At 43.8% G+C, this 19,155-nt stretch carries 16 protein-coding genes and 2 tRNA genes; 4 read left to right on the forward strand and 14 right to left on the reverse strand.

What is annotated here, in order from left to right:
* Positions 1 to 240 precede the first annotated feature (240 nt).
* The 4 genes from ABE954_RS20080 to ABE954_RS20095 all read left to right on the forward strand — a co-directional run bounded on the left by ABE954_RS20080 (position 241) and on the right by ABE954_RS20095 (position 3,319).
* A complete protein-coding gene (locus ABE954_RS20080; RefSeq protein ID WP_048605862.1) occupies positions 241 to 1,926 on the forward strand; it encodes a sensor histidine kinase in 1,686 nt (561 codons plus the stop codon).
* An 18-nt stretch (positions 1,927 to 1,944) separates the two neighbouring features.
* Complete coding sequence (gene btsR, locus ABE954_RS20085; protein ID WP_042845734.1) at positions 1,945 to 2,661, forward strand: two-component system response regulator BtsR; 717 nt, start codon at positions 1,945 to 1,947, stop codon at positions 2,659 to 2,661.
* A gap of 159 nt (positions 2,662 to 2,820) precedes the next feature.
* A complete protein-coding gene (locus ABE954_RS20090; RefSeq protein WP_071548690.1) occupies positions 2,821 to 3,090 on the forward strand; it encodes a hypothetical protein in 270 nt (89 codons plus the stop codon).
* A 97-nt stretch (positions 3,091 to 3,187) separates the two neighbouring features.
* A complete protein-coding gene (locus ABE954_RS20095; RefSeq protein WP_259672049.1) occupies positions 3,188 to 3,319 on the forward strand; it encodes a hypothetical protein in 132 nt (43 codons plus the stop codon).
* Between the two features lie 209 nt (positions 3,320 to 3,528).
* Here the strand turns inward: ABE954_RS20095 and ABE954_RS20100 are convergent, their stop codons facing one another.
* The 14 genes from ABE954_RS20100 to folP form a co-directional block, all read right to left on the reverse strand.
* Positions 3,529 to 5,454: a DEAD/DEAH family ATP-dependent RNA helicase gene (locus ABE954_RS20100; protein ID WP_166685221.1), complete on the reverse strand. Its 1,926-nt coding sequence runs from the start codon at positions 5,452 to 5,454 to the stop codon at positions 3,529 to 3,531.
* A 170-nt stretch (positions 5,455 to 5,624) separates the two neighbouring features.
* Positions 5,625 to 6,542 (reverse strand): lipoprotein NlpI, encoded by a 918-nt coding sequence (gene nlpI / locus ABE954_RS20105; protein ID WP_225833090.1) that lies wholly within the window; start codon positions 6,540 to 6,542, stop codon positions 5,625 to 5,627.
* 97 nt (positions 6,543 to 6,639) lie between these two features.
* Positions 6,640 to 8,763: a polyribonucleotide nucleotidyltransferase gene (gene pnp, locus ABE954_RS20110; RefSeq protein WP_048605846.1), complete on the reverse strand. Its 2,124-nt coding sequence runs from the start codon at positions 8,761 to 8,763 to the stop codon at positions 6,640 to 6,642.
* A gap of 399 nt (positions 8,764 to 9,162) precedes the next feature.
* Positions 9,163 to 9,432 (reverse strand): 30S ribosomal protein S15, encoded by a 270-nt coding sequence (rpsO, locus tag ABE954_RS20115; RefSeq protein WP_004905890.1) that lies wholly within the window; start codon positions 9,430 to 9,432, stop codon positions 9,163 to 9,165.
* 112 nt (positions 9,433 to 9,544) lie between these two features.
* On the reverse strand, positions 9,545 to 10,498 hold the full coding sequence (truB, locus tag ABE954_RS20120) for a tRNA pseudouridine(55) synthase TruB (protein ID WP_042845737.1): 954 nt from the start codon (positions 10,496 to 10,498) through the stop codon (positions 9,545 to 9,547).
* Entirely contained in the window at positions 10,498 to 10,908 is a 411-nt protein-coding gene (gene rbfA, locus ABE954_RS20125; protein ID WP_042845738.1) for a 30S ribosome-binding factor RbfA, read from the reverse strand. Before rbfA ends, truB begins: the two co-directional genes overlap by 1 nt.
* A gap of 111 nt (positions 10,909 to 11,019) precedes the next feature.
* Positions 11,020 to 13,758 carry a translation initiation factor IF-2 gene (gene infB / locus ABE954_RS20130; RefSeq protein ID WP_042845740.1) on the reverse strand — a complete coding sequence of 913 codons (2,739 nt, stop codon included), beginning with the start codon at positions 13,756 to 13,758 and terminating at the stop codon, positions 11,020 to 11,022.
* A 23-nt stretch (positions 13,759 to 13,781) separates the two neighbouring features.
* The gene (gene nusA / locus ABE954_RS20135; protein ID WP_042845741.1) at positions 13,782 to 15,290 is read right to left on the reverse strand and encodes a transcription termination factor NusA; all 1,509 of its coding nucleotides are present in this window, start codon (positions 15,288 to 15,290) and stop codon (positions 13,782 to 13,784) included.
* 23 nt (positions 15,291 to 15,313) lie between these two features.
* A complete protein-coding gene (rimP, locus tag ABE954_RS20140) occupies positions 15,314 to 15,766 on the reverse strand; it encodes a ribosome maturation factor RimP (protein WP_042845961.1) in 453 nt (150 codons plus the stop codon).
* A gap of 251 nt (positions 15,767 to 16,017) precedes the next feature.
* Positions 16,018 to 16,094 (reverse strand) — tRNA-Met (locus ABE954_RS20145).
* Between the two features lie 58 nt (positions 16,095 to 16,152).
* Positions 16,153 to 16,242, reverse strand: a tRNA-Leu gene (locus ABE954_RS20150).
* 116 nt (positions 16,243 to 16,358) lie between these two features.
* Positions 16,359 to 16,703, reverse strand: a complete 345-nt coding sequence (gene secG, locus ABE954_RS20155; protein ID WP_042845742.1) for a preprotein translocase subunit SecG — start codon at positions 16,701 to 16,703, stop codon at positions 16,359 to 16,361.
* A gap of 218 nt (positions 16,704 to 16,921) precedes the next feature.
* The gene (glmM, locus tag ABE954_RS20160) at positions 16,922 to 18,259 is read right to left on the reverse strand and encodes a phosphoglucosamine mutase (protein WP_048605844.1); all 1,338 of its coding nucleotides are present in this window, start codon (positions 18,257 to 18,259) and stop codon (positions 16,922 to 16,924) included.
* Between the two features lie 4 nt (positions 18,260 to 18,263).
* A complete protein-coding gene (gene folP, locus ABE954_RS20165; protein ID WP_048605841.1) occupies positions 18,264 to 19,100 on the reverse strand; it encodes a dihydropteroate synthase in 837 nt (278 codons plus the stop codon).
* Positions 19,101 to 19,155 lie beyond the last annotated feature (55 nt).

Genomic DNA, 19,155 nt, shown 5'->3' on the forward strand with positions numbered 1-19,155 from the left:
CTAAATAGTTCGCATTGTGGGTAGGCGACAAGAGAAGACATCTTGGGGAGCATACATCAGTATATGACCCAAAGAGCTGAACGTAGTCAACATCCCATAACGTGCACATGACGAGCCATGCTCTAAATAGTTCGCATTGTGGGTAGGCGACGAGGAAACGAGGCCCTAGGAGCATACAGTAGTATGTGACTAGGGCGAGATGACAAAGTCAACACCCCCACAATGTGAAATATGACGAGCATGTACGAATTTGATTTAATATTACTCCTACTCCAGCAAATGTGCGTCTACCTTGTTATCGCATGGGCGCTCAGCCGCACCCCACTCGTCATTCCCTTATTGAAAGTCACTATCCGCTTACCCCACAAGGTGATGTGCTACCTGATTTTTTCCGTATTTTGTATTATCGGGACATATTTTGGCTTACATATCAATGATTCCATTGCCAATACTCGGGCAATTGGTGCGGTATTAGGTGGGCTACTTGGCGGCCCTGCTGTCGGGTTTGCCGTTGGTTTTACTGGCGGAATACACCGTTATTCATTAGGAGGGATGAGTGCATTTGCTTGCATGGTTTCGACTATTGTCGAGGGGCTCATTGGTGGCTTAGTCCATCGTTACTATATGAAACGTGGCGAAATTAATAAAATTTTTAACCCAGTTACTGCCAGTTGTGCGACTTTTGTAGCTGAAGTCCTACAAATGCTGATTATTCTATTACTTGCGCGCCCTTTCGATGAAGCCCTTGAGCTGGTGAGAAGTATTGTCGCACCGATGTTAGTCGCTAACACCATTGGTGCAGCCATGTTTATTCGTATTCTACTCGACCGACGCGCAATTGTTGAAAAATACACCACCGCTTTTTCCGCACAGGCCCTTAAAATTGCCTTAACGACCGAAGGTATTCTACGTAAAGGCTTTAATGCGGATAACAGCATGAAAGTTGCCAAAATTATTTACCAAGAACTGGAAATTGGAGCTGTTGCCATTACCGATCGCGAAAAAATACTCGCCTTTATTGGTATTGGGGCAGACCACCACCGACCTGGAACACCAATCTCATCGACACAATCAAGACAAGCCATTGATAATAATGAGGTTGTCTATGCCGATGGGAATGAAACACCGTATAAATGTTCCCTCAGCCCAACTTGTAAACTTGGCTCGGCACTCGTCATTCCCCTACGAGGCGAAAATGACCGAGTGATTGGAACCATAAAACTCTATGAAGCCAAAAATAGCCTATTTAGCTCAATCAACCGTACATTAGGTGAAGGGATTGCCAGCTTGTTTTCAGCTCAAATTTTGGCAGGGCAATACGAACGCAATAAACAATCGCTGCTACAATCAGAAGTAAAATTGCTCCATGCCCAAGTAAACCCTCATTTTTTATTTAATGTACTCAACACGTTGCAGGCCGTGATCCGCAAAGACAGCCAACAAGCGGGGCAATTAGTGCAATATATTTCGACCTTTTTCCGTAATAACTTAAAACGTCCGGAACAAAATGCCACTTTAGGAGAAGAAATTGAACATATCAATGCTTACTTACAAATAGAAAAAGCTCGTTTTCAAGAAAACTTACAGATTTACATCGACATTCCAGAGGAAGTTAAACATGTTGAACTCCCTGCATTTACCTTACAACCTCTTGTTGAAAACGCAATTAAACACGGCACCTCACAGTTATTAGAGACGGGATATATTACAATACGTAGTTATATCGGTAGCGAACACGTCTATATTGAAATTGAAGACAACGCAGGGCTCTACCAATCTGCGAAGCAAAGTGATGGCTTAGGGATGGGCTTGGTCGATAAACGTTTGCGTTTAAAATATGGCGAACAATACGGCATTAGCGTAGAGCATGAGCCAGAAAAATTCACACGAATGAAAATCCGCCTACCGTATTTGGCGGCACCATAATAATGATAATGTAACCCTATGAATGTATTAATTGTTGATGATGAACCACTTGCGCGGGAAAACGTCCGTTGCCTCCTCGAAGAACACGATGATATTGAAATCATTGGCGAATGTGCCAATGCGATAGAAGCTATTGGGATAATCCATAAAAAAAAGCCTGATGTGGTCTTTCTCGATATCCAAATGCCGCGCTTAACTGGCCTTGAAATGGTGCGCATGTTAGATCCTGAAGACCGCCCCTATATTGTCTTTCTAACCGCTTTTAATGAATTTGCTATTCAGGCTTTTGAAGAACATGCTTTTGATTATTTATTAAAACCCCTTGAGCCAGAAAGATTGGAGAAAACATTAAGCCGGCTCCGTCAAGGTAAACAAAAACAAAACCTTGAGCTACTGGGTAATAATGAACCACTTAAATTTATTCCGTGTACTGGTCATAGCCGTATTTATTTGATGAAACTCGATGAAGTATTGTATGCAACTTCTCGTTTGAGTGGCGTCTACGTCATGAGTACACAAGGGCAAGAAGGCTTTACTGAACTCACATTACGCACCTTAGAAACTCGTACACCGCTAGTGCGCTGCCATCGCCAATACTTAGTCAATATGACCCAATTAAATGAAATTTTATTTGGCGATAGTGGGCAAGCCGAGTTAGTGCTTAGCTCTGGCGAACGCATCCCCGTTAGCCGCCGTTACCTCAAACCACTAAAAGAGGCATTGGGTTTGGTCTAAATGGCTCTTCGACTTCTCACACATGCACTTGGTGTATAAATTAATAATAAATATGTACATCAAAACAATTTTTCTATAAACAGAAACATAAGTTCAAAAAACACACAATACGTTATTCTGTATTCCGTGTTGTGTGTTCACCATTTATAGGAACAAAATATATCTAATACAATGTCGCAAAAAGCAGCACGTGAAGGCCTTGGTAACCCTGAGCTCTTTAAGGGGGGCGTTTTTGTAACAAAAAATGGGCAGTCCGAGCTTTTTATTCAAACTAGTGTGGAACGTGAAATAGAGCTAAAAGAAAGAGAAAGAGAGCGCCAAGCAAATGCACTGCTAAAATTGGTGATGGCAGCAAAAGATGATGTTAAAAATAAAAGAACCTTATCACCAGAAGAAGCGCTAGAAAAATTACGTGCAGCAAGAAAATAATGAAAGGAAATTGTGATGGAACAACCATATACGGTCACCCTCGCAGAAACTGCATTATGGTCACTACAGGATGTAGAATCGTTTAAAAATCAATTTTATGAGTAGTATTCAAGCTGCAGCGTTTGTTGATGAGCTACTTCTATCATCCGTAAAAGCAATATCAGAAGATCCTAAACCATATCGCCCAAATCAAATGTTAGCCGATAATGGTCTACTTATTCGAGAGTGAATCGATATAACTAGCCAATATCGCTGTTTATATGAATTTGATAAGCAAACAAATAACGTCGTTATCCTACTTTTTATTAGCACAGCACAAGATTTAGAAAAAACGCTTTATCGCCACTATATACTTAAATAAAAATGACTAATAAAAAAACCCGCACTTCAAAGTACGGGTTTCGTTTTATTGGGATTAAACTCCCCAAAACCTAGCTATTACGCGTTATGGCTGCTGCTACGACGACGAGGTGCCGCATTAGTACCATCTTGGCGAGGTGCTGCATTGCCACGGTTACCACCGCCACGGCGTTCACCACCACCGTTGCTACGACGCTCACCACCACGGTCATTGCGACGACCTGCACCGAAACCTCCCTCGCTACCACCTTCACGACGAGGACCACCACGACGCTCACCACCGCCACGACGCTCAAACGGTTGTGCATCACCAATCAGTTGCATTTGCATTGGTTTATTTAATACACGTGCACGGCTTAAGTGAGTTAACACTTCGCTTGGCATACCTTTTGGTAACTCAATGGTTGAGTGAGTACCAAACAGTTTGATATTACCAATATAACGGCTACTGATGTCCGCTTCGTTAGCAATCGCACCAACAATATGACGAACTTCCACACCGTCATCGCGACCAACTTCGATACGATACATTTCCATATCGCCAACATCACGGCGCTCACGACGACCGCCACGCTCCCCACGCTCTGCACGGTCAAAACCATTACCATTGCTATTGCGGTCACGACGGTCACCACGGCGATCATCACGGTCGTTGAATTCACGACGCGGACGACGAGGTGCATCTGGTGGTAGGATCAGGGCGCGTTCGCCTTGAGCCATTTTCAGTAACGCTGCTGCTAGAGTTTCCATATCAACATCTTCTGATGGAGACATTTTCGCTAACAGTGAACGATATTGGTCTAAATCGCTGCTTTCTAATTGTTGCTGGATTTTTTCAGCAAATTTTTCCTGACGACGTTGACTTAACAAATCTGCATTTGGCAGTTCAACTTCAGGAATAGTCAGTTTCATCGTACGTTCAACGTTACGTAACAGGCGACGCTCACGGTTCTCAACGAACAGTAAGGCACGGCCCGCACGACCTGCACGGCCAGTACGACCAATACGGTGAACATAAGACTCAGCATCCATAGGGATATCATAGTTAACGACTAAGCTAATACGCTCAACGTCTAAACCACGAGCTGCCACGTCAGTCGCAATCAAGATATCTAAACGACCATCTTTCAGGCGCTCTAATGTCTGCTCACGCAGAGCTTGGTTCATGTCACCATTCAGCGCTGCGCTGTTATAGCCGTTACGCTCTAATGCTTCTGCGACTTCTAATGTTGCATTTTTAGTACGGACGAAAATAATCGCCGCATCAAAATCTTCTGCTTCTAAGAAACGAACTAACGCTTCATTTTTACGCATACCGTAAACAGTCCAGTAGCTTTGAGCAATGTCAGGACGTGTGGTAATGCTTGCCTGAATACGAATCTCTTTAGGTTCTTTCATAAAGCGACGCGTAATACGGCGAATTGGCTCAGGCATTGTCGCAGAGAACAATGCGGTTTGGTGCTCTGCTGGAATTTGGCTCATGATGTTTTCAACATCTTCAATAAAGCCCATTCGTAGCATTTCATCAGCTTCGTCTAAGACTAAGCCTTTTAATTTAGAAAGATCTAAAGTACCACGCTTCAGATGGTCAAGAAGACGGCCAGGTGTACCCACAACGATTTGTGGACCTTGGCGTAACGCGCGCAATTGCACGTCATAACGTTGGCCACCATATAGAGCAACGACGTTAACGCGGCTCATATGTTTAGAGAAATCGCTCATCGCTTCAGCTACCTGAACAGCCAACTCACGAGTTGGTGCCAGAACTAAAATTTGCGGAGCTTTTAAATCTGGGTCAATGTTTTGCAGTAATGGCAAACTAAATGCAGCGGTTTTACCACTACCGGTTTGTGCCATACCTAATACATCGTTACCATCCATTAATAATGGAATACATTGTTGCTGGATTGGTGATGGTTTTTCGTATCCCAGGTCGTTCAGTGCTGTCAAAATAGATGCTGATAAACCTAAATCAGCAAAAGAAATATCGGTCTCAGTAGTCATGTAAAGGTGCCTCATACATAATGGCAGCCAGTTTACATAACCATGCGAAAATCATTTCGGTCATTTTCATTTAAAATGTGAACTGGCTCAAATTGTGTTTATTAAACGAACAAATAGGCCGTCACCCCGAGGGATGATGACTTAAAAATTAATCATGAAATGTTCGTCAGCTATTGCTGGCCCGATTCTAAAAGGTCGTCTTGTTCTTGGCCTAACAGCGCCAATTCCAACAATGCATAGCGGTGTTCAACAAAGCTGTGAGCGTTGTTAGCTACCGTCAGTTTGAATAACGCAACTGCGCTATTCTTATCCCCCAGACTTAGGTAATGCTTACCTAAATAGAAGTTAGTTTCACTGAGATGCTCAGCGAGCGAAGTGTTATCCGTAGACGTTTCTTTCAAACGCTCCATCAATGTTGTTTCATTGATATTGCCAAGATAGAATTCTACGATATTCCAGCCCCATTGCCCTTTCTCCGCTTGGTTGTAACGAGCAGCAAGATTATCTTGTGCCGTACGCGGGTCTATGTCTTTTTCTACAAGATAAAGCCATAAAACACGAAAAGGATCATTTGGATCTATCTGATAATACGCCAGCAGATCATCCTGCGCTAGTTTGTACCGTTCACCGTAATATAAAGCGATGCCACGATTCATCCGCGCGAAATTGTAAGTTGGATCAAGCTCTAAAACAGAATCAAACGCTTCATAGGCAGCATCATAGTTCCCTGCCTGCGTAAAATATATCCCTAAAAAATTAAAAACTTCAGGAATATCAGGACGTATGGCTAACGCAGTTGAAAAATCATTACGCGCCAGCGCCCTTAAACCTAGACTATCATACAACACACCGCGCTCATATAAAAGCTGTGCGTATTCGTCATCGGTTAAAGACCGGCTCGCAAGGATTTGTTCCATACGAGCCAATATCACTTCTTGTTGCAATGAAGGTTGAAGTGGAACGGCAAAAACCTCGTTCTTTCGCCAATCTTTGCTGCTACATCCAATAATAACAAAAAAGATAAGCGCCAAGAGCACACGCGGTAACGTGCGATAATCTCTTACCCGAAGACAGATACTGTTCAACATACTCCGCCCTTACATTACCACGCATTTACAACAAATTATGGTTTCAGCAAATTTAGGCTGATAGCGCTCTAAACAAATAGAGCGCAGCTAGGTCAACTTATTCTGCTGAGTCCTGAGGTTGCGAACTTGGTTCCTCAGTTGCTACCGCTTCTTTCATGCTAAGGCGGATACGGCCTTGACGGTCGATTTCTAATACCTTAACTGGGACTTCTTGACCCATTTGCAGATAATCAGTCACTTTCTCAACACGCTTATCTGCGATTTGAGAAATGTGTACTAGACCTTCTTTACCGCCACCAATAGCAACGAATGCACCAAAGTCAACGATACGAGTCACTTTACCTGGGTAAATACGACCAACTTCAACTTCAGCAGTAATATCTTCAATACGGCGAATGGCTTCTTTCGCTTTGATACCATCAGTTGCAGCAATTTTCACTGTACCATCATCTTCGATTTCAATCGTAGTGCCTGTTTCTTCCGTTAATGCACGGATGACAGAACCACCTTTACCGATGACATCTTTAATTTTGTCTGGATTGATACGAATCGTATAGATACGTGGTGCAAATTCAGAGATTTCTTCGCGAGGACCATTAATAGCTTGTTCCATCGTCCCCAAGATGTGCAAACGTGCGCCTTTCGCTTGGTTCAAAGCAACCTGCATAATTTCGCTGGTAATCCCTTCGATTTTGATATCCATTTGCAGTGCACTGATACCATCACGGCTACCGGCAACTTTAAAGTCCATATCACCTAAGTGGTCTTCATCACCTAAAATGTCAGATAGGACAACAAAATCGTCACCTTCTTTCACCAGCCCCATTGCAATACCAGCAACAGCAGCTTTAATTGGCACACCTGCATCCATTAATGCGAGTGAAGCGCCACAGACAGAAGCCATAGATGATGAACCGTTAGATTCAGTAATTTCAGATACAACACGGACAGTATATGGGAAATCTGCGTGATCTGGCATTACAGCTAACACACCACGTTTCGCTAAACGACCATGACCAATTTCACGACGTTTCGGTGAACCTACCATACCAGTTTCACCAACAGAGTATGGAGGGAAGTTATAATGGAATAAGAAACGGTCAGTGTATTCGCCCATTAGCTGGTCGATAACCTGTGCATCACGCTCTGTACCTAAAGTTGCAGTTACCAGTGCCTGAGTTTCACCACGTGTGAACAATGCAGACCCATGAGTACGTGGCAGAACACCGGTACGCACATCAAGTGCACGAACCATGTCTTTTTCACGACCGTCAATACGAGGTTCACCACGGATAACACGGCTACGTACAACTTGTTTTTCTAAGTTACCTAAAATATCAGCAACTTCAGAAACATCAACGTTTTCATCTTCAGCGACTAATGTAGCAATGACTTCATCTTTGATTAAATCAACTTGCGCGTAACGTTCTTGTTTCTCAGTAATGCGGTAAGCATCACCCATACGGCTTTCTGCTAATGCCGCAATGCGGTCATTTAATGCTTGGTTAACTGGCTCTGGCTGCCAATCCCATTTTTCTTTACCTGCTTCTTTGACCAACTCATTGATGTTTTGAATAACAATTTGTTGTTGGTCGTGGCCAAATACGACCGCACCTAACATTTGTTCTTCGCTTAACAAGTCAGCTTCAGATTCAACCATTAAGACCGCGTTATTGGTACCTGCAACCACTAAATCTAAACGGCTGTTTTTCAGCTCATCAGCTGTTGGGTTAAGAACATATTGGTCATTGATAAAACCAACACGAGCAGCACCGATTGGGCCATTAAATGGCGTGCCAGACAGCGCAAGAGCTGCAGATGCACCGATCATCGCAACGATGTCAGGGTTAACTTGTGGGTTAACAGACACAACTGTAGCAATGATTTGAATTTCGTTTAAAAAACCTTCTGGGAACAGAGGGCGCAGTGGACGGTCAATTAAGCGTGCGATTAACGTTTCGCCTTCACCAGGACGACCTTCACGACGGAAGAAACTCCCTGGGATACGGCCTGCTGCGTATGTACGTTCTTGATAGTTAACAGTTAAAGGGAAGAAATCTTGACCTTCTTTAACTTTCTTCTGAGCAACCGCAGTAACAAATACCGCAGTGTCATCCATGTTAACCATAACAGCGGCTGTCGCTTGACGCGCCATCATTCCCGTTTCAATCGTAACGGTATGTTGACCATATTGGAATTTACGAACAATAGGATTTAACACAATATTACCCTTTTTGTAAGGCTATCTGAGCATCTCGGATAGCATTGGCTTATTCTTCCTACAGCCTCGCGACTAATGAGAAGATTGATATTCAAGTCATCAATGTTCTCATTAGCCGCGCGAATCGGATGTAGCGAAGAGGCATTATTAAAACAACTAATTACAAACCATAGCTTAACATTTAAGTTAAGAACAATTCGAGTATTACTTCAACTTTCAAAATAACTTTTAGAAGAAAAGGGGCCTGTGGCCCCTTTTCTCTGAAACTGACTCTACTCGTCATACTTCAAGTTGCAACGTTGTTGACTACACTCACTCGTACTAGTCACATACTGATGTACATTCCTAGCCACTCACTCATTGGTCGCCTAGCCGCAACTGGAATTATCTAGAGTAAGATTAGCGGCGCAGACCTAAACGCTCAATCAGAGCAGTGTAGCGTGCGATATCTTTACCTTTCAAGTAAGCTTGTAAGCGACGGCGTTGTGCAACCATACGCAACAGACCACGACGGCTGTGGTGATCTTTTTTGTGCTCTGCAAAGTGGCTTTGCAGATGGTTGATTTGTGCAGTCAGCAGAGCGATTTGTACTTCGCTTGAACCAGTGTCATTTTCACCGCGGCCGAACTCAGCAACGATTTTAGCTTTCGCTTCATTACTTAGAGACATAATAAACTCCAAAATGATTAATGTAAGTGATGAGAGCCAATCTCTAATTTAGCATCTCAAGATTAAGCGCCGCTATTCTACGCTGCTTATAACAGCAAAGCAATAAGCGCCACTATGCGGATTGTTCATTTTCCACAACCAAACGCTTTGGTGCCACACGGCCATCTTCGCTAATCAGAGCAATACCGATAAAACGCTGCTCTTCACCGCAAGTCACTCGGACCATGTCCCCTTCAATGAGACCTTCAACATTCGCCCTAACAGGTTGACCCTGTTTAAAGTAAGCCGCTGTTTCTTCAGTAATATTGATAGCTGGGAAATGAACAACTGCGGTATCCATTGGCAATAACAAGCTATCCAGTAATGATTCAAAAGAACCTTCTCCTGCATCTACTTGTGCCCGCAAAGCGGCTAATTGCTCTAATGTTACCATGCGCTCATATGGGTAATTAGCGACTTGAATACGCCGTAGATAAATCACATGAGCGCCACAGCCTAACATTTCGCCTAAATCATCAACAATAGTACGAATATAAGTCCCTTTCGAGCAATGAATTTCCAGTTCTAACTCATTATTTTCTAAACGAATAAACTGTAGTTCATACACAGTAATTGGGCGGGCTTCACGCTCAACCGTAATCCCTTTACGTGCATATTCATACAATGGACGACCTTGGTGTTTTAATGCGGAATACATCGAAGGTACTTGCAGTGTATCGCCTCGGAAAAACGCTAAGGCGTCATCTAACTGTTGCGGCGTAAACTCAACGTTACGCTCGCTGATGATTTCGCCATGAGAATCCGATGTATCAGTACGTTGACCTAAACGAGCTACTACACGATAACGCTTATCTGAATCGAGTAAAAATTGGGAAAACTTCGTTGCTTCACCAAGGCAAACGGGCAACATACCTGTTGCTAACGGATCAAGCGCCCCTGTATGCCCAGCTTTATTAGCATTAAAAAAGCGCCGCACTTTTTGCAGCGCATCATTAGAAGAAATATCCGTAGGTTTATCCAGCAGCACTACACCGTCGATATCACGGCCGCTACGACGACGCCCCATTATTTTTCCTCTTTATCATCTGCATCAGCACGACGTTTTTCATCATCGCGAATGACATTCGAAACGAGGTTAGACATACGCATACCATCAACCAAAGAACTATCATAAGAGAATGTCAGTTCAGGAATAACACGTAAGCGCATGGCTTTACCTAATAAAGAACGAATAAAACCTGAAGCTTCATTCAGCGCTTTAATGCCTTCTTTTACCATATCAGACTCATGTTCTTCATGAGAGATATTTAAAAACGTAACGAATACTTTACCGTATGCCAAGTCCCTAGACAGTTCAACACCAGAAACCGTTGCCATACCAATGCGAGGATCCTTCACTTCACGTTGCAAAATGATTGCAATTTCTTTTTGCATTTCTTGTGCAACGCGCTGAGAACGACTGAATTCTCTTGCCATTGTTCTATCTCCTGACAAATTGGGGGGCTAAGCCCCCCAATGGAAAATAAAGTATGAAGATATTTACCCGCTTCGCTTTATAACAAAGTGATATTACGGGTATCTATAAAATTAACCGTCGATCGAACGCTTAACTTCAATAACTTCGAAGACTTCAATCATATCGCCGACACGAACATCGTTGTAGTTCTTAACACCGATACCACATTCCATGCCGTTACGAACTTCAGCAACATCATCTTTAAAGCGACGCAGAGACTCTAACTCACCTTCGTAGATAACCACGTTGTCACGCAGTACACGAATTGGGTTATTACGCTTGATGGTACCTTCTGTAACCATACAACCTGCAACAGCACCAAATTTCGGTGATTTAAATACATCGCGGACTTCTGCAAGACCAATGATTTGTTGTTTGTATTCAGGTGCCAACATACCGCTCATTGCTTGTTTGATTTCATCAATCAAGCTATAGATAACGGAATAGTAACGTAAATCAACGCTTTCACTTTCAATGACACGACGCGCAGATGCATCTGCACGGACGTTAAAGCCAAGAATGATAGCATTTGATGCCGCTGCTAATGTTGCATCTGTCTCAGTGATACCACCAACGCCAGAACCGATGATTTTAATTTTAACTTCATCAGTTGACAGTTTCATCAGAGAGTCAGTGATCGCTTCACAAGTACCTTGAACGTCAGTTTTCAGCACGATATTCAGTTCAGAAACTTTACCTTCTTCCATGTTCGCAAACATGTTTTCCAGTTTAGATTTCTGCTGGCGCGCTAATTTAACATCGCGGAATTTACCTTGACGATATAGAGCAACTTCACGGGCTTTTTTCTCATCACGAACTACTGTCGCTTCATCACCAGCAGATGGGACGCTTGATAGCCCCAAAATTTCAACTGGCATAGAAGGGCCTGCAGATTGAACTTCTTTACCTAATTCGTTACGCATTGCACGAATACGGCCATATTCAAACCCACATAAGACGATATCGCCTTTGTTCAGTGTACCTTCTTGAACTAAGATAGTTGCCACTGGGCCACGACCTTTGTCTAAGTAAGATTCAACAACAACACCGCTTGCCATTCCTGCATAAACTGCTTTCAGTTCTAAAACCTCAGCTTGCAGTAAGATAGCATCCAGTAGGTCATCAATACCTGTACCTTTCTTAGCTGATACGCTAATGAACTGAGTATCACCACCCCAATCTTCGGAAATAACACCGTATTGAGATAACTCATTTCTGACGCGGTCTGGATCAGCTTCTGGCTTATCGATTTTGTTGACTGCAACCACAATTGGTACACCCGCTGCTTTCGCATGCTGAATAGCTTCAATTGTTTGTGGCATAACACCATCATCGGCAGCAACAACAAGGATAACGATATCCGTTGCTTGAGCTCCACGAGCACGCATAGAGGTAAACGCGGCGTGACCTGGGGTATCTAAGAAGGTAATCATACCTTTATCGGTCTGTACGTGGTACGCACCGATATGCTGAGTAATACCACCGGCTTCACCTGATGCCACTTTCGTTGAACGAATGTAGTCAAGTAAAGACGTTTTACCATGGTCAACGTGACCCATAATAGTAACAACTGGTGCGCGTGGTTCTTGTAATGCAGAGCCTGTATCACGGTCATTCATTACCGCTTCTTCTAGCTCATTTTCACGACGCAGAATAACTTTGTGACCCATTTCTTCTGCAACAAGCTGTGCAGTTTCTTGGTCAATCACTTGGTTGATAGTCGCCATAGCGCCCATCTTCATCATTGTTTTGATGACTTGAGAGCCTTTAACCGCCATTTTATTAGCAAGTTCGCCTACAGTGATCGTTTCACCAATGATAACATCGCGGTTTACCGCAGCAGCTGGCTTAGTAAAGCTTTGCTGTAAGGAACTGCCTTTACGTTGTTTACCTTTAGTACGACCTGAACGACCTGCTGCACGCTCTTCTTCGCGATCAGCTTTCTCTGAAAGCTTGTTACCTTTTTTCTGGCGAGGTGCTTTAGCGGTACGGTTACGAGAACGACGGCCTTCTTCTTTCGCATCATTTTCATCTTCAGCGGCACGAGCGTGCGTAGAAGTGGTTGTATGATAATCGCTGTCTTCTTCAGTTTTAGTTTCAGCCGTCCATTTTTCGCCATTTTCTTCAGCCATTTTACGGGCTTCTTCAGCAACACGACGCGCTTCTGCTTCAACTTTACGTTGAGTTTCTTCTTCAGCTTTGCGTTTTAGCTCTGCAGCTTCAGCTTCACGGCGTTGTTTGTCGGCATTAGTTTCAGACGATTTGCCTGCTTTTTGATGATTTTCGCTTGGTTTCACTTTTTCTCTTTCCGCTGCTTCGCGCGTAGCTTTATCTGCTGCTTCACGTTTTGCTTTATCTTCGGCATCACGTTTTGCGTTTGCTTCTGCTTCGCGTTTTGCAGCTTCTTCTGCTAATCGCTTAGCTTGTGCTTCACGTTGTGCCAGTTCTTCAGCTTCGCGCTGTGCCTGCTCTTCCGCTTCACGCTGTGCCTGCTCTTCCGCTTTCGCTTCTTCAGCGTCACGGTTCACATAAGTGCGTTTTTTGCGGACTTCAACATTTACCGATTTGCTTTTGCCACCGGTGACCGGAACACTCAACGTACTACGAGTTTTACGTTGTAGTGTTAACTTACTTGGCTGACCCGCCGCCCCGCCTTGTTCGCGGTTTAGGTGGTTCAGTAAAGCTTCTTTTTCTGACTGGCTAACAGAGTCATTCTCACTTTTTTTGATCCCTGCTTCAGCAAATTGCTGTACCAGGCGATCAACTGTGATTTGAATTTCCGTTGCCAATGTTTTTACAGTTTCTGTCATGCCGTTCCTTCCTGCTACAGTGTTTACGCATCGTTACCGAACCAGCAAATATTACGTGCGGCCATGATGAGCGTACCTGCTTTCTCATCATCCAGACCTTCAATATCAATCAGGTCGTCGATGCCCTGCTCAGCAAGATCTTCCAGTGTACAGATTCCACGAGTAGCCAAGTTATAGGCAAGAGTACGATCCATACCGTCAAGATTCAACAAATCTTCTGCTGGCTGATTATCACCTAGGCTCTCTTTTTGAGCCAACTCAATTGTGGTGAGGGCAGCTTTCGCTCTTTCACGTAGAACTTCAACGGTATCTTCATCAAGACCGTCAATTTCCAGAAGTTCATTAATAGGCACGTAAGCCAGTTCTTCTAACGTAGAGAAGCCTTCTTCAACAAGTGCAGTGGCGAACTCTTCATCAATATCAAGATGCTTGGTGAATGTATCAATAGAAGCATGTGCTTCTGCCTGATGTTTTGCATTTAGCTCTTCTGCGGTCATGACATTCAGTTCCCATTTGTCATCACCACGGTGTTTTTTCAGCAACTGAGCAGCTAGACGAACGTTTTGACCGTTACGCCCTATTGCTTGTGCCAAGTTACTGCTTTCTACGGCAACATCCATCGTGCATTTGTCTTCATCGACGACGATAGATGCAACATCAGCCGGAGCCATTGCATTAATAACGAACTGAGCTGGGTTATCATCCCATAACACAATATCGATTCTCTCGCCGCCTAACTCACTAGAAACGGCTTGAACTCGCGCACCACGCATACCAACACAAGCACCAACTGGGTCGATACGTTTATCGTTAGTTTTTACAGCGATTTTTGCACGAGAACCTGGATCACGCGCAGCGGCTTTAATTTCAATAATTTCTTCGCCAATTTCAGGCACTTCAATGCGGAATAATTCAACCAACATTTCCGGGCGAGAACGCGTAACAAAAAGTTGTGCGCCGCGAGCTTCAGGACGGACATCATACAGGACTCCGCGTATGCGGTCACCTGGGCGGAAGTTTTCACGTGGCAACATATCTTCACGCAGAATAACCGCTTCAGCGTTATTACCTAAGTCTAACGTGATGTTTTCACGGTTAACTTTCTTCACTTGAGCAGTGATAATTTCGCCTTGTTGCTCACGGAATTGGTCAACAACCATAGCACGTTCAGCTTCACGAACTTTCTGAACAATAACTTGTTTTGCAGTTTGTGTTGTAATGCGGTCAAACACAACAGATTCGATCTGGTCTTCAACATACTCACCTAGTTGCAGTGCAGGGTCTTCGTATTGCGCTGCTTCTAATGTGATTTCGCGAGTTGGCATTGTCACTTCATCGACAATTAACCAACGACGGAACGTATCAAAATCACCGGATTTACGGTCAATCTCAACACGAACATCGATTTCTTGCTCATATTTCTTTTTGGTTGCCGTCGCTAATGCTGTTTCCAGAGCCTCGAAGATTTTTTCACGAGGGAGGGATTTTTCGTTAGAAACCGCTTCTACAACAGCCAGAATTTCTTTATTCATCCTAGTTGCCTCATTGAACTTTATTAAAAGTGGGGTACCAAGTTAGCTTTCTGGATGTTGCCGAGGGCGAACACCTCATCCTTACCATCTACAGTAACCGTAATCATTTCACCGTCTACGGCTTTGATAATTCCTTGCCATTTACGGCGGTTCTGCATTGCTATACGCAAAGTTAACGCCACCTCTTCACCAACAAAACGCTCGTAATGAGCGACTGTGAATAATGGGCGCTCAAGCCCAGGTGACGATATTTCAAGGTTATAAATAACAGAAATTGGATCTTCGACATCCAATACTGCACTAACCTGATGGCTGACATCAGCACAATCGTCAACAGTGATGCCTTCTTCACTATCAATGAAGACACGCAGTGTCGATGTGCGACCACGGACAAACTCTAAGCCAACAAATTCAAAGCCTAGCGCCTCCACAGGTGCTGAAATCATCTCTGTTAATTGCTGTTCTAATGTGGACAAGCCCACCCCCAGACATAAAAAAAGGGCTATAAAAGCCCAGTTAATTCGATTGTCAAATAACAAAAAACCCCGAAATTCGGGGCTTTATGCAACTGGACCCTGTAGTGCACGGGTTCACCATATTCTTATTATACCTGCAAAGTCTAGAGAAATCGATGAGAAATTTTGGGAGCTATTAGATAACTACACTTGATTGCTACATCTGACAACAACTCTGACTACGATACTGACAAGGTATGTTGAATAAGAAATGGTTGCGGGAGCCGGATTTGAACCGACGACCTTCGGGTTATGAGCCCGACGAGCTACCAAGCTGCTCCATCCCGCGTTCGAAAACGTGACATATTCTACACTGATAACTCGTAAACTACAAGCTATCAAAATAATGGTGCCGAGGACGGGACTTGAACCCGTACGCCCGTTTTGTAGGCACTACCACCTCAAGGTAGCGTGTATACCAATTTCACCACCTCGGCACTGAGGCGAGGTTATCAATTTAAAATCAATAACCTCAAATTTTTAACTTCTTACTCATTTCTGAGCTTACTACTCAATGATGACAATAACTGCCTTCATTCGGAATCTTTAACACTTAACGAGGAATATCGCTCGTTGGTGTAGCTGGTGCTGCCGGCACGTCTGTTGGTTGCTCGACTTTCGCAGGTTCACTAATGTTTTCCCACTTACTACCACTACCAGTTCCATACTTATTTGCAGTCATATTGCCAAGTATTAAACTGATGATGAAAAACACAGCAGCCAAGATTCCAGTCATACGAGTCATGAAGTTACCTGAACCCGATGAGCCAAACAGTGTTGCAGAAGCACCCGCACCGAATGATGCACCCATGTCAGCACCTTTACCTTGCTGTAACATAATCAGAGCGATAAGCCCGATAGCTGCTAGCAGGAAAATAATTAAAAGAGCTATGTACATTTGAGTTACCTATTCAGTTACGGTGCATAGCCTAATGCTATGACCTTTATCACTGCACACCCGCCCAATTCCCCGCAAAAGGACACTCTTACAGGATTGAGCAGGTGCGAATACTACCCAAAGCTGAGCCGACAAGCAAGTCTATTTTAAACTCTATCGATTATTTGCGGAAAAAAACAACAAATTTTCGAAATATTGCTCAGCTTTATTTATTACAATCAACCTGCGGCTTTAACTGCATCCGCAATACGATTCGCCATTGCAGTTACATCCGCTTCATTTTCGCCTTCAACCATGACACGAATTAACGGCTCTGTACCCGATTTTCTGAGTAACACGCGGCCTTTACCTGCCAGTTGCTTTTCAACTTCTTCATTAGCAGCAATAACCCCCTCATTTTGTAGAGGGTCGTGTGTGCCTTTGAACCGAACATTAACCAGCACTTGAGGTAATAATTTCATACCACTACATAAGTCATGCAAACTCATATGGTTACGTACCATAGCGCTCAAAACTTGTAGGCCAGCAACAATACCGTCACCCGTGGTGGTTTTATCCAGTAAAATTACATGGCCTGAGTTTTCCGCGCCCATGCGCCAGCCTTTTTCCTGTAATTTTTCGAGCACATAGCGGTCACCCACTTTAGCTCGTTCAAATGGAATGCCTAACTGTTTCAGGGCTATTTCTAAGCCCATATTGCTCATTAATGTACCGATTACCCCGCCTTTTAATTGACCTTGGCGTAGAGCTTCTCTAGCGACAATAAATAAGATTTGGTCGCCATCCACTTTTTCGCCCATATGGTCAACCATGATAATACGGTCACCATCACCATCAAACGCTAGGCCGACGTCTGCTTTTTCTTCTAATACTTTTTGTTGTAGTTGTCGAACATCAGTAGCGCCGCATTCTTCATTGATGTTGATCCCATTCGGGTCACAACCAATAGTAATGACTTCCGCACCTAACTCACGAAATACATTGGGGGCAATGTGATAAGTCGCACCATTAGCACAGTCAATAACGATTTTTAGGCTGGATAAGCTTTGCTCATTTGGGAACGTCCCTTTACAGAACTCAATATAACGCCCAGCAGCGTCTACAATCCGATTAGCGCGACCCAATTCTGCTGATTCGACACAAGTGATCGGTTTTTCCATTTCAGCTTCAATGGCTTCTTCGACTTCATCAGGTAACTTAGTCCCATCAATTGAAAAGAATTTGATGCCATTATCATAATAAGGGTTATGGGAAGCGGAAATAACGATCCCCGCTTCAGCGCGGAAAGTACGTGTTAAATAAGCCACCGCTGGCGTCGGCATTGGCCCTGTAAAAGATGCTGATAGCCCAGCGGCCGCTAGCCCAGCTTCTAGAGAAGACTCCAGCATATAACCAGAAATACGCGTATCCTTACCGATAATAATTTTACGTGAGCCATGACGAGCAAGGACTTTCCCTGCTGCCCAACCTAATTTTAAAACGAAGTCAGGAGTAATTGGGCTATCACCCACTTTGCCACGGATACCATCGGTACCAAAATATTTACGCTCACTCATACGCTTACTTTTCCTTTTCTGACAGAGTCATCTGTACCACTTGCATCGCTTGCACTGTTTCTTTGACATCATGAACTCGAATGATGTGCGCTCCTTGCATTGCAGCAATAACTGCGCAAGTAAGGCTGCCTGCGAGACGCTCTTGAGGTGGAACATTCAATAATTGCCCAATCATAGATTTACGTGACATACCAGCCAATAGCGGTAGTCCGAAATTATGAAATTGTTCTAAGTTTGCCAATAATTGATAATTATGCGACAAGTTTTTACCAAACCCAAAGCCTGGATCAAGGATAATTTGCTGCCTATCGATTCCAGCATTCACACAACGTGCAATTTCAGCCTCTAGATAGTCTTTAACTTCACGCACAACATTCTCATAATTTGGGGCGGCTTGCATTGTTCGTGGCTGGCCTTGCATGTGCATAATACACACAGGTAACCCAGTTTGAGCAGCAACGTCTAATGCATCCGGCTCATGAAGTGAGCGAATATCATTAATCATATGCATCCCTGCCTTTGCCGCTTCAGACATCACTTGCGCTTTCGAAGTGTCAACAGAAATCCACACATCAAAACGTTGGGCAATAGCCTCTACTACAGGGATCACCCTATCGAGTTCTTCGCTAACAGAAACTTCAGCTGCCCCAGGACGAGTTGACTCACCACCAATATCGATAATGGTTGCCCCTTCTTGCACCATCCTAGCTACATGCTCTAATGCATCATGATAACGATTATGAGTGCCACCATCTGAGAACGAATCAGGAGTAACATTCAGAATCCCCATCACTTGCGGTGTGGATAAATCAAGGACACTGCCTCTCGCTTTGATTTGCATTGTTATTTTCCTTAACGAAAAAAACCCCAGCGAACTGGGGCTCTCGATTACCTTA

Origin of the sequence: Providencia sp. TYF-12 (genome assembly GCF_041344805.1) — a bacterium.
Taxonomy (GTDB): Bacteria; Pseudomonadota; Gammaproteobacteria; order Enterobacterales; family Enterobacteriaceae; genus Providencia; species Providencia huashanensis.

Excerpts from the sequence above, each read along its gene's own strand:
- nusA (WP_042845741.1), bottom strand. The coding sequence starts at position 15,290 with ATGAATAAAGAAATTCTGGCTGTTGTAGAAGCGGTTTCTAACGAAAAA.
- secG (WP_042845742.1), bottom strand. The coding sequence starts at position 16,703 with ATGTACATAGCTCTTTTAATTATTTTCCTGCTAGCAGCTATCGGGCTT.
- nlpI (WP_225833090.1), bottom strand. The coding sequence starts at position 6,542 with ATGTTGAACAGTATCTGTCTTCGGGTAAGAGATTATCGCACGTTACCG.
- ABE954_RS20100 (WP_166685221.1), bottom strand. The coding sequence starts at position 5,454 with ATGACTACTGAGACCGATATTTCTTTTGCTGATTTAGGTTTATCAGCA.
- btsR (WP_042845734.1), top strand. The coding sequence starts at position 1,945 with ATGAATGTATTAATTGTTGATGATGAACCACTTGCGCGGGAAAACGTC.
- ABE954_RS20080 (WP_048605862.1), top strand. The coding sequence starts at position 241 with ATGTACGAATTTGATTTAATATTACTCCTACTCCAGCAAATGTGCGTC.
- rpsO (WP_004905890.1), bottom strand. The coding sequence starts at position 9,432 with ATGTCTCTAAGTAATGAAGCGAAAGCTAAAATCGTTGCTGAGTTCGGC.
- truB (WP_042845737.1), bottom strand. The coding sequence starts at position 10,498 with ATGGGGCGTCGTCGTAGCGGCCGTGATATCGACGGTGTAGTGCTGCTG.
- folP (WP_048605841.1), bottom strand. The coding sequence starts at position 19,100 with ATGCAAATCAAAGCGAGAGGCAGTGTCCTTGATTTATCCACACCGCAA.
- ABE954_RS20095 (WP_259672049.1), top strand. The coding sequence starts at position 3,188 with ATGAGTAGTATTCAAGCTGCAGCGTTTGTTGATGAGCTACTTCTATCA.
- glmM (WP_048605844.1), bottom strand. The coding sequence starts at position 18,259 with ATGAGTGAGCGTAAATATTTTGGTACCGATGGTATCCGTGGCAAAGTG.
- rbfA (WP_042845738.1), bottom strand. The coding sequence starts at position 10,908 with ATGGCAAGAGAATTCAGTCGTTCTCAGCGCGTTGCACAAGAAATGCAA.
- infB (WP_042845740.1), bottom strand. The coding sequence starts at position 13,758 with ATGACAGAAACTGTAAAAACATTGGCAACGGAAATTCAAATCACAGTT.